General features: G+C 30.7%; 15 protein-coding genes and 1 riboswitch. Of the genes, 3 read left to right on the top strand and 12 right to left on the bottom strand.

All coding sequences use genetic code 11. The features are described 5' to 3' along the window. Positions 1–228: 228 nt before the first annotated feature. The 3 genes from VIM70_RS07365 (at position 229) to VIM70_RS07355 (ending at position 2,564) form a co-directional block, all read left to right on the top strand. Positions 229–888 (top strand): metal ABC transporter ATP-binding protein, encoded by a 660-nt coding sequence (locus VIM70_RS07365; protein ID WP_331945099.1) that lies wholly within the window; start codon positions 229–231, stop codon positions 886–888. 9 nt (positions 889–897) lie between these two features. After that, the gene (locus tag VIM70_RS07360) at positions 898–1,695 is read left to right on the top strand and encodes a metal ABC transporter permease (RefSeq protein ID WP_331945098.1); all 798 of its coding nucleotides are present in this window, start codon (positions 898–900) and stop codon (positions 1,693–1,695) included. Positions 1,696–1,784: 89 nt separating this feature from the next. Beyond that, the gene (locus tag VIM70_RS07355) at positions 1,785–2,564 is read left to right on the top strand and encodes a nitroreductase family protein (protein WP_331945097.1); all 780 of its coding nucleotides are present in this window, start codon (positions 1,785–1,787) and stop codon (positions 2,562–2,564) included. 87 nt (positions 2,565–2,651) lie between these two features. On the opposite strand, the gene VIM70_RS07350 is transcribed toward VIM70_RS07355, so the two are convergent. The 12 genes from VIM70_RS07350 to VIM70_RS07295 form a co-directional block, all read right to left on the bottom strand. After that, on the bottom strand, positions 2,652–3,014 hold the full coding sequence (locus tag VIM70_RS07350; RefSeq protein WP_331945096.1) for an HNH endonuclease: 363 nt from the start codon (positions 3,012–3,014) through the stop codon (positions 2,652–2,654). 101 nt (positions 3,015–3,115) lie between these two features. Beyond that, on the bottom strand, positions 3,116–4,300 hold the full coding sequence (rpsA, locus tag VIM70_RS07345; RefSeq protein WP_414648681.1) for a 30S ribosomal protein S1: 1,185 nt from the start codon (positions 4,298–4,300) through the stop codon (positions 3,116–3,118). A gap of 225 nt (positions 4,301–4,525) precedes the next feature. Further along, a complete protein-coding gene (cbiG, locus tag VIM70_RS07340) occupies positions 4,526–5,515 on the bottom strand; it encodes a cobalt-precorrin 5A hydrolase (RefSeq protein WP_331945094.1) in 990 nt (329 codons plus the stop codon). A 139-nt stretch (positions 5,516–5,654) separates the two neighbouring features. Continuing rightward, a complete protein-coding gene (locus VIM70_RS07335) occupies positions 5,655–6,593 on the bottom strand; it encodes an ABC transporter permease (protein ID WP_331945093.1) in 939 nt (312 codons plus the stop codon). Continuing rightward, positions 6,586–7,659 carry an ABC transporter permease gene (locus VIM70_RS07330; protein ID WP_331945092.1) on the bottom strand — a complete coding sequence of 358 codons (1,074 nt, stop codon included), beginning with the start codon at positions 7,657–7,659 and terminating at the stop codon, positions 6,586–6,588. The genes VIM70_RS07335 and VIM70_RS07330 overlap by 8 nt, the downstream gene beginning before the upstream one ends. Beyond that, complete coding sequence (locus tag VIM70_RS07325; RefSeq protein WP_331945091.1) at positions 7,660–9,180, bottom strand: ABC transporter ATP-binding protein; 1,521 nt, start codon at positions 9,178–9,180, stop codon at positions 7,660–7,662. A gap of 145 nt (positions 9,181–9,325) precedes the next feature. Then, a complete protein-coding gene (locus VIM70_RS07320; protein ID WP_331945090.1) occupies positions 9,326–10,438 on the bottom strand; it encodes a BMP family ABC transporter substrate-binding protein in 1,113 nt (370 codons plus the stop codon). Between the two features lie 39 nt (positions 10,439–10,477). Next, positions 10,478–11,050 carry a xanthine phosphoribosyltransferase gene (locus tag VIM70_RS07315; RefSeq protein WP_331945089.1) on the bottom strand — a complete coding sequence of 191 codons (573 nt, stop codon included), beginning with the start codon at positions 11,048–11,050 and terminating at the stop codon, positions 10,478–10,480. A gap of 135 nt (positions 11,051–11,185) precedes the next feature. Beyond that, positions 11,186–11,287, bottom strand: a riboswitch (purine riboswitch). Between the two features lie 128 nt (positions 11,288–11,415). Next, positions 11,416–13,848, bottom strand: coding sequence for a glycogen/starch/alpha-glucan phosphorylase (locus VIM70_RS07310; protein WP_331945088.1), 2,433 nt, complete (start codon positions 13,846–13,848; stop codon positions 11,416–11,418). A gap of 44 nt (positions 13,849–13,892) precedes the next feature. Next, positions 13,893–15,326 carry a glycogen synthase GlgA gene (gene glgA, locus VIM70_RS07305; protein ID WP_331945087.1) on the bottom strand — a complete coding sequence of 478 codons (1,434 nt, stop codon included), beginning with the start codon at positions 15,324–15,326 and terminating at the stop codon, positions 13,893–13,895. Positions 15,327–15,340: 14 nt separating this feature from the next. Further along, entirely contained in the window at positions 15,341–16,450 is a 1,110-nt protein-coding gene (gene glgD, locus VIM70_RS07300) for a glucose-1-phosphate adenylyltransferase subunit GlgD (RefSeq protein WP_331945086.1), read from the bottom strand. An 18-nt stretch (positions 16,451–16,468) separates the two neighbouring features. After that, positions 16,469–17,623: a glucose-1-phosphate adenylyltransferase gene (locus VIM70_RS07295; RefSeq protein ID WP_331945085.1), complete on the bottom strand. Its 1,155-nt coding sequence runs from the start codon at positions 17,621–17,623 to the stop codon at positions 16,469–16,471. Positions 17,624–17,958 lie beyond the last annotated feature (335 nt).

Genomic DNA, 17,958 nt, shown 5'->3' with positions numbered 1-17,958 from the left:
TATGAAATAAAGTATCAGCTTATATAGTTTTACCAAATATATAAATTTTATGAGATATATTTATATTTTATTTGTCAATAATATGGAGAGAGTTGTTGCAAGTTATTCGCATTTGGGTGTATAATGTTTATTGCTGTAATTATTCGCAGCAACTTATTATTGGATATTTTATTACTTAGTTTTGTGTAAGTTAATAGTTATTAACTTACAATTAATGAGGAGGATTACATGATTAACATAAAAAATTTATGTTTTACATATACAAACTCAAGGCCTTACGCACTAGACGATGTTAATCTTAAAATTGAAAAAGGAAGTTATGTTTCGATTTTAGGTGAAAACGGTAGTGCCAAGAGTACTTTAATTAAATTAATATTAAATTTATTAAAACCTACCAGTGGTGAAATTGTTATATCTACATCTAAGATTGCATATGTAGCTCAAAAGGTTGAAAATTTTAATGCTCAGTTTCCTATAACAGTTTATGAGATGTTAAATTGCCACAGAAAAGTATTAAAAATTAAAGATAAAAGTCTTATTTTAAAAAGTCTAAAAGCTGTAGGCATGGAAGATCATGCACGTACGCTTATTGGAAATCTTTCTGGAGGACAACAACAAAAGATATTTATTTCTAGAAGTTTGATTGGCAACCCTGAGTTATTAATTTTAGATGAGCCTTCTACAGGTATTGATATTCAAAGTATGGAAGATATATATGGAATTATTAAAAAATTAAATGAAGACTTAAAAATTACTGTTGTCTCTGTTGAACATAATCTAGAAGCTGCACTAAGCAATTCAACCCATATTTTTGAAATGAATAATGGTAATGGAATTCTTTATACTATTGATAATTACACATTAAAATTAAATGAGGAAAGGGGGTAATATTCTTTTATGTTTGAATATGGTTTTATGCAAAATGCTTTAATAGCATCAATTTTAATTTCAATATTATTCCCAATTGTAGGAGTTTTCCTAGTACTCAAAAGATATTCCATGATGGGAGATACCATGGCCCATGCCTCCTTCGCCGGAGTTGCTATCGGCTTAATTCTTGGTTATAATCCTATACTTTGTGCTTTTATTTTTACATCTCTATGTGGTTTATCAATTGAATTTTTAAGAGATTATTATAAAAAATATGCAGAATTAATCTTGGCCATTTTACTTACCTTTAGTGTAGGTATTGGAATAACTTTAGTAAGTACAGGTCAAGCAGGAGCAAATGTTAATTCATTTCTATTTGGGAGCATATTAACTGTTACAAAAACAGATTTATACATAATGGTTGTACTTAGTATTATTTCTATAATAACTTTATTTTCTTTATATAATCAATTATTATATATTACTTTCGATGAAGAAGGCGCTAAGGTTTCTGGCGTTAAAGTCAAAATAATCAACTATATTTTTGCTCTACTTGTGGGTGCTACTATTTCAGTATCTCTTAGAATACTTGGAATACTTGTTATGTCCTCAATGATAGCCTTGCCTGTAGCAACAGCCCTTCAGCTAAATAAAGGTTTTAAGCATACTCTAATTTATTCTATAATGTTCGGCTTTATTGACATAATTTTAGGACTTGTTATATCTTATTACATAAACTGTGCTCCAGGAGGAAGTATAGCTCTAACTTCTGTTTTTGTCTTAGTAATTGTAATTGGAATGAAAAAAATATTGTCTAAGATTTAATTATTATCTGAAATGTTATTACAATTATTCTGGTATACTGAATTATCAAATGATATTTTATAAATTTAATTAAAATGGAGGACTTTATTATGATGTTAGCTATAAATTCAAGGAAATCTATAAGAAATTATAAAGATACAAAAGTGTCTGCGGAGCATTTCGAAAAAATTAAAACTATTATAAATGAGGCTAAACCACTGTTTGACAAGATACCTATGGATGTAGTATTAATAGAAGACGGTGAAAAAATCACATCTACTTTTAAGGGTATTATAGGTAAATATACAAAAGTTAAAGCCCCACATTATATAGCCTTTACTTCCGAGATAGCAGAGGGCCATTTAGAAAATATAGGTTTCATTGGTGAGGAAATAGTTCTTAAGTTAACAGAACTTGGAATTGGAACTTGTTGGTTAGGTAGTACAATTAAAGCGGGAATGTTTAAAAAACTATTTAAGATTAAAGATAAACAGACTTTTATAATTTTAGTAGCCTTTGGATACCCAACTATAGAGATTAAACCAGTGAAGACTAGGAAAAGATTAGATAAAAGCAAAGTAGTAACTGGGCTTATTGAAAAGCAATATGAAACTATAATACAAGCTCTTATTGATGCTCCCTCTGCAATTAATTCTCAGCCTTGGAGATTATTAATCAGCGATAATAAATTTGACTTTTATCTAGAGAATAAAAATCTCTTAACTAAAATTATGCTCAAAGACACTAATCACATAGATATGGGCATAGGCCTTAATCATTTATATAATTCAGCAATTGAACTTGGTTATAATGTTGATCTAAAGCAAACTCCTCATAGTGAATTAGGAAGTTCTCTTTATATTATAAGTGTTATCTTAAATAAAAGATAAATCAGTAAATAAATATAAATCTTCAAAATAAATAAAACTATGAAAGGCATTTAAGCTACCTTTCATAGTTTATATTTTTTTAAAAGCCTATACCATTTCATCATATTTTTTTAGTCCCATAAGTCTAAAAACAATATCTGCTTTTCTATAGCCACAAGCATATAGCTTGCAAGTCTTAAAAAGCCTTTTTATCATGCCCTTATTTATATTAAGTAAAAGTTCTAATTCCAAAGGATTATAAAATTCCTTTATTAAGAGTTCTTGGAGTTGCTTTTGCATATTGAGCTTATATTCTAAATCTAATCCTCTGTTTTTATGAGGTCCCATTTCTCCTCTATGATGCTGGGAACATAGATATCTAAAGTTAAGTGGAAATTCAATACCACCTTGGCTTTTATAAACTATATGATGTTTATCTGCAGGCTTTCCACAGATTTCACACATTAGCAATCTCCTAGCCTCCCTTAATTACTATAAAATTACTACGAGGCAAAACAACTAGTAGTCGTTTTGCCTCGTAGATTTTATTATGATTTTATTAAGATTTTAAATTATTTTTCAAATTTAAAGTTTTTAAGTTTGTCTCCTAATAAATCGCCTAAAGTTATTCCACCTTGTTCTTCTTGCTTATAATCAGAAAAGTCTTCATTGCCTCTTGCTGCTTCTTTAATACTTAGGCTTATTCTTCTATCTTTTTCGTTTATTTCTCCTATTTTAACTTTTACAACTTGACCAACTTTTAATACGTCAGAAACCTTTGCAATACGTTCTTCTGATATTTCTGATAAATGAACTAGTCCTTCTATTCCTGATTCAAGTTGTACAAAAGCACCGAAATCCATCAATTTTACTACTGTTCCCTCAACTATAGAACCTGATTTGTAATTTGTAGTTATAGTACTCCAAGGACTTTCTTCTTCGTTTTTAAGTCCAAGAGATATTCTTCCCTTTTCCTTATCAAAATCTAAAACTTTAACTTCTACTTCTTCTCCAACTGATACTACCTCTGATGGATCTTGAACTCTTTTCCATGATAATTGTGAAACGTGAATAAGACCATCAATGCCACCTAAATCTACAAAAGCACCAAATTTAGCTAATCTTGTAACGACACCTTTTCTCTTTTCACCTTTTTTAAGTTCATTCCAAATTATATCTCTTTTAACTTCATTTTCTGCTTTTTCTATAACTCTTCTAGATAGAACTATATTTTTGTTTTCTTTATCAAGCTCTATTATTTTAACTTCTAAAGTTTTACCTTTAAAGTCTTCTAGATTTTCTATATAAGAGTTTGACATTTGTGATGCAGGTATAAATGCTCTAATTCCTTCAATGTAGGCTGTAGCTCCACCTTTTACTATGTCACTAACTGTTACTTCTAAAGTCTTGTTTGCATCTAAAATTTCTTGGAATTTATCCCATACTTTAAGACTATCTGCTCTCTTTTTAGATAAAAGAACATTTCCTTCTCCATTATTAATTTTCATAATGTATACAGAAATTTCGTCTCCAACCTTTACGATATCTACAGGATTAACATTTTTTTCATTTGATATTTCTTCTTTTGATATAACGCCATCAGCCATATATCCTATGTTAACTGTTACTTCTTCTTCAGTTACAGAAAGTACAGTTCCAAGTACGATATCTCCACTGTTAATATGTACTGCTGTTTCATCAGCCATAACGTCTTTCATTGTAACTTCTTCTGCTGCATCTGTTGTCACTTCTTTCATAGTCACTTCTTCTGCAACATCTGTTGTAATATCTTTCATTATTTCTTCTTTATTATCTGTTGTCATATAAATACACTCCTCTTATTACGTAATTATTATTAATTCTATTCTTAAATTTTTATAGTCTACTTTAATGCATTCTATAAATATTCATTGAAATCCTTCTTATTTGTTAAATACACTTGTTAATATACTTATTTCTTTGAAAATACCTTCTCTATTATATCATACTTCCCCTATACATAAAGTCATACCATCTAATTTCATTTTATTTTTTATAATCCTTGCACCACTAAGTTCCACACAAGGTTCACAAACAGCTCTAACTCCAATAGTTTTCTCTACAAAATCACTACCACAGAACTTATATTGTATTTTCCTTATATCTTCTAAAGTAAATATATTAAGCTGACATTTAAAATAATTGGCTAATGATTTTATTGCAACCTCATCTTTTTTAACTGTAACTGTTGCTATAGACTTTATTGCCCTAATATCTATATTATACTCTTTAAGTTTATTAAGTACCGTTAGCTGCATTTTCTCAGATGAAAAATCTTTCCTGCATCCTATTCCAAGTACTATATTTTTTCTTATTAACTTAAGAGTTGGTATTGCATGGTCATAATTTTGAATATTAATACTCTCTAATCTGCAAATACATAATAATCCACTAATATCCTCTAAATTACTACTATATCCAGCAGGTGTTTGAATTATTCCTTTTTCATCAAAAAAACCTATTTTTCTTCCTTCTACTAAAAGCGCAGCTATTTGTTTTGCCTTTTGTAAATCTTCTATTATAAGTCCATTATCTTTTGCTATCATATCTGGAGCAGAAATACCTAAATTGTCTGTAGCCGTAGTTATTATAGGTAAAGCTCCGAGAAGTGTGCTAACCTCTAATGTAAGCTCATTAGCACCACCTAGGTGACCGCTTAAAAGACTTATAACATATTTACATGAATTATCTATAACTAACACTGCAGGATCTGTGTCCTTGCTTTTTATGTATGGTGCAATAGCTCTAATCGCAATACCTGTAGAACTTATAAAAATTATACCTTTATAAGCTTCCATTATATTTTTACTAACTTCTTTAAAATCAAAATCAATTTGCTGTTTCTTTGAATATAAATCAATATTAAATTTTGAAGCTATTATTTGAGCTATTTGGTCCCCTTTATCTGTAAATGTAACAACTGCATATTTCATTTTGTCACCATTCCCACTATACATCATACTATAATTATGCGCAAAACACAAACTGAACATGAAAATAAGTCGGGGACGGGTAATAACTAATCCATTCATTAGTCAATTAGTTGTTAACCGTCCCCAATAGATTCGTTTGTTATCGCTCTTCTCTAAAATAAGGAATTGATAGTCCTGCTGGCGGTGAATTTTTACTTGATTTTTTCATTGATACAACAACTAAAATAACTATTGTAGCTACATATGGTAACAAATCAATTAGGTATTGAGATATCGCAAAATTAGGTATTCCCTGAAGTCTAAATCCTAATATATCCAGGCCTCCAAATAGATATGCGCCTATAATCGCCCTTTGAGGTCTCCAAGTTGCGAAAATTACTAATGCAACTGCAATCCATCCTTTTCCGGCTGTTACATTTTCTTGCCATACTGGTACATAAACAAGAGACAAGTATGCTCCTCCAAGACCACAAAGTGCTCCTCCTATTAATGTATTTACGTATTTATATAAAGTAACATTTATACTAGCTGCATCAGCAGCTGCAGGATTTTCACCAACTGCCATGGTGTTTAATCCCTTGGCAGTTTTATATAAATATATAAATAAAAGCAAAGTCATAATATATCCCAAATATACAAACACATCATGTTTAAAAAATATATCTCCTATAAAAGGAATATCTGAAAGTACGGGTATTGGTTTAGGTACAAAAAATGCTTTAACTTTATCTGGGGTAACTTTCCCAATTAATACTTTACCTATCATACTTGAAAATCCTGTTCCAAATATAGTTAGTGTAAGGCCACAAACAACTTGGTTTGCCCTAAGAGTTATAGTTAAAAAAGAATAAATCAAAGCTCCAAAGGCTCCTGCCATTGCTGCAGCAATTATTGCTAAAATTGGATTACCTGTACTGAGTCCTGCCATAAATCCAATGACAGCTCCCATAAGCATCATGCCTTCTACACCTAAATTAAGGTTACCTACCTTTTCAGTTAATAATTCACCTAATGTAGCAAAAAGTAGAGGTGTACCCGCCACAACAGCAGCGGCTAAAAATGTTGTTATACTATTCATTTTTATTTTCCTCCTTTTGTAATTCTTTAAACTTAAACTTATATTTAGTGAAGAATTCGCTACCTAATACAAAAAATAGTATGATAGCTTGTATTAATTGCGCAGCAGCTTCAGGTATTCCAAAAACTGTTTGAATATATGATGCTCCTTCGAGTAGTGCCGCAAAAAGTATAGATACTATTAATATAATTGGTGCAGAGAGTGATGAGAGCCAAGCTATAATTATTGCTGTAAAACCAGCTCCACCTGTTATGTCTACAGTCAGTGTTCTACTTACAGCTGATGCTTGAATAACTCCCGCAATTCCACATAAAGCACCACTTAAAAATATAGCAATATACATGGTTTTTCGAATTTTAATTCCTGCATATATTGCTGTTTTTTCACTTTCTCCAAGCACAGAAATCTCATAACCTTTTTTGGAATAATTCATGAAAACATACACAATAATTACAAGTATAATTGCAATTATCCATCCCATATTTATACCAAAAACATCTGGTAGAGTAGCACTCGGACTGAAACTTGGTATCTTAGGAAAACCCATTGCATTCTTATCTTTCCAAGGCCCATATTGCAAATAGGTTATGAATTTTAGTGCGACATAGTTTAACATTAATGTTACAATAGTTTCATTAGTCTTCCATCTGCCTTTGAGTACGGCTGCGATTAATGCCCAAATGCCACCTCCAAAAATACCTGCACAAAACATAATTAATAACAGTGGAATTGTATTCATATTAGGATATTTCAAGGCAAAATAGGTAGCAGCAAATGCTCCCATTATTATTTGTCCTTCTCCACCAATATTCCAAAATTGCATTTTGAAAGCTATAGCTATTCCAAGCGAAGTTATAATCAATGGTATTGCCCTAATAAGTGTTTGCTCAATACTATAAGTAGAGCCAAAGCTTCCCTTTATAAGAGCTGCATATACGTCTATTGGATTAAGTTTTATTGCTAACAAAAAAATAGCTAATACCAATAAGGATAAGATTATCGCTATAAATCTAATCTTAATATTATCTGTTTTGCTAGTTTCAGCCTTTTTAACAATCTGCATCACCTAAATCTCCTCCTTACCTTCAATACTTCCCACCATCATCATACCAATTTTCTCTCTTGAAACATCCGTAGTATCAACAATACCAGTAACCTTACCATCACAAAGCACCATAATTCTATCACATAAGTGAATTAATACATCCAAGTCCTCTCCAATGAATAATATCGCCGTTCCTTTTTCCTTTTCTTTACTTATTAAGTCGTAGATTGTATAACATGTATTAATATCGAGCCCTCTTACGGCATATGCCATAATAAGTATCTTGGGAGACATGCTTAATTCTCTTCCAACTAATATTTTTTGAATATTTCCACCGGATAAATATTTTATAGGATGATATATATCTGGTGTCTTGATTTCAAATGTCTCTACCATTTCTTTTGCCTTTTCAATTACCGGTTTTCTATCTATAAACATACCCTTTTGCTTATGGTAATCCTTAAGCAAAATGTTATCCACCATTCCAAATGATGCAACAAGACCCATGCCTAATCTATCCTCTGGTATAAAACTCATACTTATACCTTTATTAATAATGTCTCTAGGAGATTTACCCACTAGATTCTCACCTTCAAGAATAATTTGACCACCTGACACCTTTGTAATTCCAGCAATAGCTTCACATAACTCTTTTTGTCCGCTACCAGCAATTCCAGCAATACCAAGTATTTCTCCGCTCCTTAAGCTGAAACTTATTTTTTTCACTATCTCTGCTTTTTCAGCATTTAACACAAGCAGATCTGATACTTTAAGAAGTACCTCTCCTGGCTTTTTATCTATCTTTTTTATAGATAAATCGGCTTTTCGCCCCATCATAAGTTCTGTTAATTGTTTTGGATTGGTGCCTTCTTTGGGAAGTGTTTTTACAGCTTCACCTTTTCTTAAAACAGTGATTTTATCACTAATCTCCATTACTTCATTCATTTTATGACTTATAAATATAATTGCTTTGCCTTCTTGTTTCATCTTTCTCATTATCATGAATAATTTTTCAGTTTCGCTTTGCGAAAACACAGTAGTAGGTTCATCTAATACTAAGATTTCAGCACCCCTATATAGTACCTTAAGTATTTCTAAATTTTGCCTCTCACCTACTGCCATATCAGAAACATATTTATTTACATCCACATCTATATGGAATTTCTTACATATATCATTAATATTTTTAGTTTCTAATTTATCATTAAAAAATAGCCCTCTGTTTTGTCCCAACAATATATTTTGCTTAGCAGTCATTTCCTCAACTAATTTAAAATGTTGATAAATCATTCCTATACCTGCTTTTATAGCATCCTTTGGAGAAGTGAATTTCATACTTTTCCCATGAATAAAAATTGAACCACCATCCGGCATGTAAACTCCCGATAACATATTCATGAGAGTACTTTTACCTGCTCCATTTTCACCTAAGAGTGCATGGATTTCTCCACCATATATAGTTAAATTCATATTCTTATTAGCTATTACTTTTCCAAAGGTTTTACTAATATTCTCTATAGATACATAAGGTATTTTATCCATAAATGAACCCTCCTCTCTACCATATTTTTTTAAACTAAACACAAAATCTAAAAACAAAATCTAACAAATATAGTAAGTATGATTTATCATACTTACTATATTTAAGTAACTCTATATATTTAATAATATGCTATTTGCTCTATTTTTATTTTGGTATTGTACCTTCTACTCCTTTAACAAACCAGTTAAATGCTAGTAACTCTTTATCCGTCATTACTATACCTTTTGCTACTTTAATAGCTCCAGCTTGATCTGTTATTGGTCCTACAAATATTTTATTTTTGCCTGAGAGTATATCAGCCTTTGCTTTGTCTACGGCTGCTTGTGCTCCAGCTGGTGCATTAGCTGTAAGTGGAGCAAGTTTAACTATTCCAGTTTCTATTCCTGTCCAATAACTTGCTGATTTCCAAGTACCGGCTTTAATAGCATTTATTTGGTCTACATAATATGGTCCCCAATTCCAAATTGGTGCTGTCATATATGCCTTTGGTGCTTTAGCTGCCATATCTGTGTTATATCCAATAGCTGATATGCCTGCTTCTTCTGCTGCTTGTAGTGGGCCTGCAGTATCTTGGTGTTGAGCCATTACATCTACGCCTTCTGCAATTAGTGCTTTTCCTGCTTCTTTTTCTTTAGTTGGATCATACCAAGTATTAGTCCATCTTACCTTTACAACTGCATCTGGTTTAACAGATTGCACTCCTAGGGTAAAAGCATTTATTCCTCTTATAACTTCCGGAATTGGAAAAGCTGCTACATAACCTATTTTATTAGTTTTTGTCTTCAATCCAGCAACTATACCTGAAAGGTATCTTACTTCGTACATACGTCCATAATAGTTAGTCATATTTACTGAAGATTTATATCCAGATGCATGTAGATATTTAACATCAAGATGTTTCGCAGCTGATGCTACCATTCCGTCCATAAATCCGAAACTTGTTCCTACAATAACCGTTGCTCCTTGATTAATCATTTCTTCACATGCTTTATCAACTTCTGCTAAGTCCTCTTTTACAGACTCCTTATATATGGTTTTTACTCCAGTTGTTTTTTCAAGATATTTCCTTCCCACATCATGTGCATATGTATAGCCTTCATCGCCTATAGGTCCTACGTATAAAAACCCTACTACTACTGGTGCCACAGGTTTTGTAGCTGTTTTTGTCGGAGTTTTTGCTGCGCTGCTACATCCTGTAAGAATTAATGGCATAATCATTGTTAATGCTACTAATATACTTCCTAATTTTTTCTTCATTATTAATTGCCCCCCTATTTATATGTAATTCTTAAACTCTTATTTGAAAACTATCTTATTATCTTGCAAGGACTTTATTATTGCTAATGATTCTACTTTTACACCCTCCTTTTCTATACAAGCTCGTCCATGTTGAAATGCTTTTTCAATTACAATCCCAACTCCCACAACAGAAGCTTCAGCTTGGCGCACAATTTCTATAAGTCCTAATGCTGCATTCCCATTTGCTAAAAAATCATCAATTATTAAAATTTTGTCTTCTTTATTTATATATTTTTTACTAGTTCTTATCCTATAATTCTTATTTTTAGTAAAAGAAAACACATCTGTTTCATATGCATCTTTATCCAAATTGGTAGCTTCATGTTTTTTAGCAAAAACTACTGGGATGTTACCAAAGTATTGTGCTACAATACAGGCTATTCCTATACCAGATGCTTCAACTGTTAATATCTTTGTAATTTCACGGTTATCAAATCTTTCTTTGAACTCTCCACCAATATCATTTAAAAGTTTTATATCAATTTGATGATTAAGGAAACTATCAACCTTTAAAATCTCGCCACCTATTACTCTGCCTTCTGATAATATTTTATTCTTTAGTTCTAACATCCATCTTCTCCTTTGTAAATTGTATTTAAGCTATACCTTCGCAACGAAAAACTCCCTAGATAACGAGTTAAACCGTTAACTAGGGAGCTTATAATAAAAATCTTTAATAAAATAATTGATTTCCAATTATTTCACTATATTTATTAAAACGCCCATAGTCAAGTATTTTACGGCTACTTGGTAGAAACACTTAGACCATATTTCTAAGCATATATGAGTTTGCGAATATTAAGTTTTATTTTTGCTATAATTGTTCGTGTTTACATCATATAGCTATATTACAACATTTTTTTTATTTAATCAATAAATATTTTTAAAAATGCGATACTAAATTTATTAGTACCGCATTTTTATAAAGTTATAATTTATATTTTAATATTTATAGGTGAAGTTGCCCAAATTTCTTTTGCATATTTCCCTATAGTGTTATCACTTGAAAATATACCTGATTTCGCTATATTTATAATGGACATTTGTTGCCAAATAGATTTTTGTCTATATAACCTATCAACTTCATTCTGAGCCTTTACATAAGCATCAAAATCTTTAAGTACAAAATATTCATCATTATGCATAAGCAAGCTATCATAAATGCTCCTAAATTCCATTGTAGGAGTTTCTAAAAATCCATCTACCAGTTGATGTAATATGGTTTTTATCCTTTGATCACTATCATATATATCAAAAGAATTATAACTTCTATTCTTGTAATACTCTATTACTTCTTTAGATGTTAATCCAAATAAGATAATATTTTCTTTTCCTACAGCATCAAATATTTCTACATTTGCGCCGTCTAAAGTAGCTATTGTTATAGCGCCATTCATCATGAATTTCATGTTACCAGTTCCAGATGCTTCTTTAGATGCAGTAGATATTTGCTCACTAACATCAGCACAAGGAATAATTTTCTCAGCTAATGATACTCCATAGTTTTCAATAAATAGTATCTTTATTTTTCCTTTAACTATAGGATCATTATTTATCTTAGAAGCTATTGTATTAATAAGTTTAATAGTTTGTTTTGCTATATAATAGCTTGGGGACGCTTTCGCACCAAATATAAACGTCCTTGGAACTATATCTAAACTTGGATTTTCACGAAGCTGGTTATATAAATTCATTATATTAAGCACATTTAAAAGTTGTCTTTTGTATGAATGCATTCTTTTTACATGAACATCAAATATGGAATTAGGGTCAATTGAAGTTCCGTAATTTCTTGATATATAATTCGAAAAATTTATCTTATTATTTGTTTTTATATTATGTGTTTTTTCTTGAAAAGTTGTATCCTTTGCAAATTCCATTAGTTTTTGGAGCGAATTTGGATGTTTTATCCACTTATCACTTATAGTTTCCGTTATAAGTTTTGCAAGCTGGTCATTAGAATTTAACAGCCATCTTCTATGAGTTATACCATTTGTTTGATTATTAAATTTTTCAGGAAAAAATTCATAGAAATCAGATAGTTCTTGATGTTTTAATAATTCTGTATGAAGTTTCGCAACCCCATTAACAGAATGACCTCCTACAATAGCAAGATATGCCATCCTCACATATCCATTCTGAATAATGGACATACTATTTACTTTATTCCAATCACCATTATACCTATGATACACTTCATTACAAAAACGCCTATTTATTTCTTCTATAATCATATAAATACGTGGAAGTAGTTTTTTAAACATTTCTACAGGCCATTTTTCTAATGCTTCTGACATAATTGTATGATTAGTATAGGCCATTGTGAGAGTCGTAACATTCCAAGCATCACCCCAAGATAAATTTTCCTCATCAATTAGTAATCTCATTAGCTCCGCTATTGCTACAGCCGGATGGGTATCATTTATTTGAACCGCAATGTATTTATGAAACTCACTAATGGAAATCCCCTTTTTTTTGTAATCTTTTAGAATACTTTGAAGTCCAGCACTTACAAAAAAATATTCCTGCTTAAGCCTTAGTAATTTACCTTTCTCATAGCTATCATCTGGATATAAAACTTGTGAGATAGCTTCCACTGAATATTTTTTCTCACCTGCTTTTGCATAATCTCCTTGACTAAAAGATGAAAAATCGAAATCATCCTCCATAGTTTCAGCACTCCAAAGCCTTAAGGTGTTCACTGTATTATTGTCATATCCTTTTACAGGGGTATCATAAGGCACCGCTCGCACTGTTTCATAATTTTCATGAATAACTTTCATTCTCCCATTTTCATCGATTAAATGTACATCTCCTGAAAATCTTACTTCTACAGATTTACTTTCTTTTCTTATTTCCCAGGCATTACCGTTTTTTAACCAATTATCAGGAACTTCTACTTGATATCCGCATTCTATTTTTTGTTTAAATAATCCATATTTATACCTTATTCCACAACCATGACCTGGCACCTGAGTCGACGCCATGGAATCTAAGAAACATGCTGCTAATCTTCCAAGTCCGCCATTTCCAAGTGCTGCATCTACTTCTATATCCTCTACCTCAATCAAACTAATTCCTAAATCCTTAAGGGCCTCTGTGCAAACATCCTTTATACCTAGATTAACTAAATTACTATTTAATAATCTACCTACTAAGAATTCCATGGAAAAGTAATATACTTGTTTCACACTATTTTTTCCATATTCTTTATTGCTTTCTATCCAAGGTCTAGCGCAATAATCTTTTATCAATGCCCCTAAAGCATAATACTGATGAAGCGGCGACGCATCAATTGCTTCTTCTGCAAACATCGTTTGTAACTTTTCTATATAATCTATTTTAAATATCTCTTTATCAATTACCATAAATTCCCCACCTAGCAATTTTAGAATTAACTATGATTAAAAACTTATTTTTGAATATCACTATATAAGCTCACATAGTTTTTAGCAGAATTCTCCCAACTATTATTTGAGAGCATTGCATTTAGAACTAATTTATCCCATAAGCTTTTATCTTTGTATAAATCGAGTGATCTATTTACTGTATCTAGTAATTCTTTACTACTATAATTACTAAAAGAAAATCCGTTTCCTTTACCAGTATATTTATTATAGGGTATAATTGTGTCTTTTAACCCTCCAGTTTCACGAACAATAGGAATGCTTCCATATTTTAAGGCTATAAGCTGACCAATACCACATGGTTCAAAAAGTGAAGGCATCAAAAACATATCTGATGCAGCATATATTTGTTGTGCGAGTCCCTCATCAAAAATAATGTTTGTTGATATTCTACTTGGATAAATAGATGCATAATACTGAAATATATCTTCATAATATTCGTCGCCATTACCAAGCAATACAATTTGAATAGGAAGGCTAAGCAATTCCTGTAATTTCTCCACAATTAGGTCTAATCCCTTTTGCTTAACAAGTCTTGTTACAATTCCTATCATTGGTATACCTTCAGTTACAGTAAACCCTAATTTTTCTTGAAGCTTTAATTTATTTTTAACCTTTTGCTTTATATTTTTAACACCGTAATTGTAAAATATTTTTTTATCAACTAAGGGATTATAGAGTTCATAATCTATACCATTTACTATTCCATGTAAATTACCTGCTTTCGCAGATAATAATCCATCTAGTTTTTCTCCATAAAATGGAGTTTGAATTTCCCTTGCATAAGTATTACTTACAGTAGTTACAGCATCTGAGAAAACAATTCCACCCTTCATAAAGGATACAGCATCATAAAATTTTAGTGCATCATCATTAAAATACTTGTCATCTAAATTCAATAAATTACCTAGTACTTCTTTTGAGAATATTCCTTGATATTGTAAATTGTGTATAGTGAATACACTCTTTATTTTATTAAACCTATCATCATCACTATAGTTTTCTTTAAGCAAAACTGGTATCATGCCACAAAACCAATCATTACAGTGAATTATATCTGGCGCAAAATCTCCAATGTATTTTATTGATTCAAGCACTGCTTTTGAGAAAAAAGAAAATCTCTCTCCATCATCATAAGATCCATATATTTCAGGTCTTTTAAAATAATATTCATTATCTACAAAATAATAAGGCACATCATCATAAGTTAAATATTCTAGTCCACAATATTGATCTCTCCATCCAACTTTCACATTGAAAGTTGCTACATTCTCCATACAATTTCTAAAAGACAATGGGATACCACTGTATTTTGGTATAATGACCCTTGCGTCTATTCCCAACTTTCTTAATGCTTTAGGTAACGCATATGCCACATCCCCAAGTCCTCCAGTTTTTATAAAAGGATAAGCTTCAGAAGCTACAAATAATACTTTCATACTAACCTCCTTAATTATGTTCTTAATTTTTTTTCTATAACCACTGGGAACTCTACATCTCCCTCGAGTACTGTATTTTCATTTATAATAGTATTTTTATCAATTATAACATTAGTAAGTTTGCATCCTTTTTTGATTTCACAATTTTGAAATATTATGCAATTCTTAATTTCTGCACCTTCATCTACCAATACTCTTCTTGAAATTACGCTCCTCTCAATGCTTCCTTTCAAAATACATCCATTGGAAATCAAAGAATTCTTTACCTTTGATCCATTAACGTATTTAGTTGGAGCCTCATCTTTACTTTTAGTAAAAATTAACCCATTACTAAAGAATAATTCCTTGGTTACTTTACCATTAAGCATATCCATACTGGTTTTATAATAATTTTTAATAGAATTTATGCATTGAAGATATCCCTTAAATTCAAATGCATTTACATTAAGTTGTGAAACGTGATTATAAATAGCTGCATTTAATGAATTATCATAACCTGTCTGGACGCATTTATTCACAATACTTATAAGAGTTGTTTTTTTCATTATAAACATTTCCATAGATATATTTAATTTATCCTCTGCTCCTATGTTTTTTCCAATACTTTTTACTTTATTTTCTTCATCTATATATAAAGTACTACAATCTCGATAATGCCTCTTACCATTGTTTGTTTTTTTATATAATAAAGTTATATCACTACCAGATTCCTCGTGATATTTAGCAGCCTCATTGAAATCCATGTTACATAACATATATGATGGAGCGATTATTACATAATCTTGCTTTGTTCTATATATATATTCCATATTACCACTTAATACATCTATATCCCTTAAATGTGCTCTTTCTGAAGTCAGATTAAATAAAAATAATCCATTTATTTTTCTATCTAAATCCCAAGGTTTACCTGAGCCTACATGATCTACTAAGGACCTAGATTTTGTGTTAGTAAATATACCTATATTATGAATACCAGAATTGACCATATTAGAAAGCACGAAATCAATTATTCTGTATCTTCCACCTATAGGAATAGACGCTATAGTTCTTGATTTTGTGAGACTTTTAATGTTATCTTCTTGCTCATTAAGCATTAATATTCCTATATAATTTTTAAGCATATTATGACCCCTCCTATTTTATAGTTTAGTGGATATCTCTGAATCAACTTTAATATCGCGTCCTTTTTCTACAACAATAATATCCCGTCCATTACCAATTACAGAATTACGTCTTATAACAACATCGCTTCCTATAATAGCTTTATCTATAATTACATTGTTCCCTATTTTAGTATTTGGCAGAATAACTGAATTAGTTATTTTAGAATTTTTCCCTACATGTACTCCATTGAAAAGTACACAATTGTTTACCTCTCCAAAAACAGTACACCCCTCATTGAGCATTGCATTGTTAATACTCGCCTCCGGCCCTATATATTGTGGTGGCAACATAGGATTAACTGTATATATTCTCCAATTAGTATCATATATATTTAGTTCATTATCATCGGAAAGTAAATCCATATTAGCTTCCCACAAACTTTCAATAGTACCAACATCTCTCCAATAACCTTTAAAAGGATATGCAAATAATTTATTGCTATTCTGAAGCATTTTTGGTATTATATTTTTTCCGAAATCATTACTTGATTTCTTATCTAGGTTGTCCTCTTTTAATAGATGTTTAAGGGTTGACCAGTTAAAAATATAAACTCCCATAGATGCTAAATTACTTTTAGGATCTTCTGGCTTTTCTTCAAATTCAAATATGCTGTCATCTTCGCGAGTGTTCATTATTCCAAATCTACTAGCTTCTTCCCTTGGCACTTCAATTACCGCAATAGTAACATCTCCGCCTTTTTCTTTGTGATAATCCAGCATTTTAGAATAATCCATTTTATAAATATGGTCTCCTGATAAAATAAGCACATATTCCGGATCATAACTATCTATATAATTGGTATTTTGATATATAGCATCTGCTGTGCCATTATACCAATTCCCTCCGTCTTCACTTTGGTAAGGTGGAAGCAAACTCACACCTGCATTTCTCCTATCTAAATCCCATGGAGCACCGATACCTATATGAGAGTTTAAAGACAATGGCTGATATTGAGTAAGAACCCCTACTGTATCCAAATCTGAATTAGAACAATTACTTAAAGAAAAATCTATAATTTTATACTTTCCACCAAAAGGTACTGCAGGTTTTGCTATCGTTTTCGTCAGTTGTTTTAACCTTGAACCTTGTCCTCCTGCGAGTATCATAGCTATCATTTCTTTTTTTATCATTCTTGGTCTCCCCTTTCTATACCTTAATAATTTCATTATATTTTTATAATTTCATTATATCTTTATAATTTCATTATATCTTTTTCGTCTAACTATAAATTAATTGTTAACTATACTAGTTCTTATCACTATTCAGCTAATTATATTTTAGAATTTCAAACATTTATTGAAAATGGGAAATAACTTTATTTTTATATCATTTGTTATAATATTGTTAATTTTATAATTACTTCATATATTAAATTATATCATATTATCCAATAAAAATGAGGAATAAAATGTAAAAATAAATTTTATTTATAGTATTTGTAAACTCTTTTTTATAGTTAAAAACG

Origin of the sequence: Clostridium sp., assembly GCF_036569345.1 — a bacterium.
In the GTDB taxonomy this organism is placed as follows: Bacteria; Bacillota; Clostridia; order Clostridiales; family Clostridiaceae; genus Clostridium_AD.
Note: the sequence above shows the minus strand (reverse complement) of the source record. Positions and strands in the feature narration are given on the sequence as shown.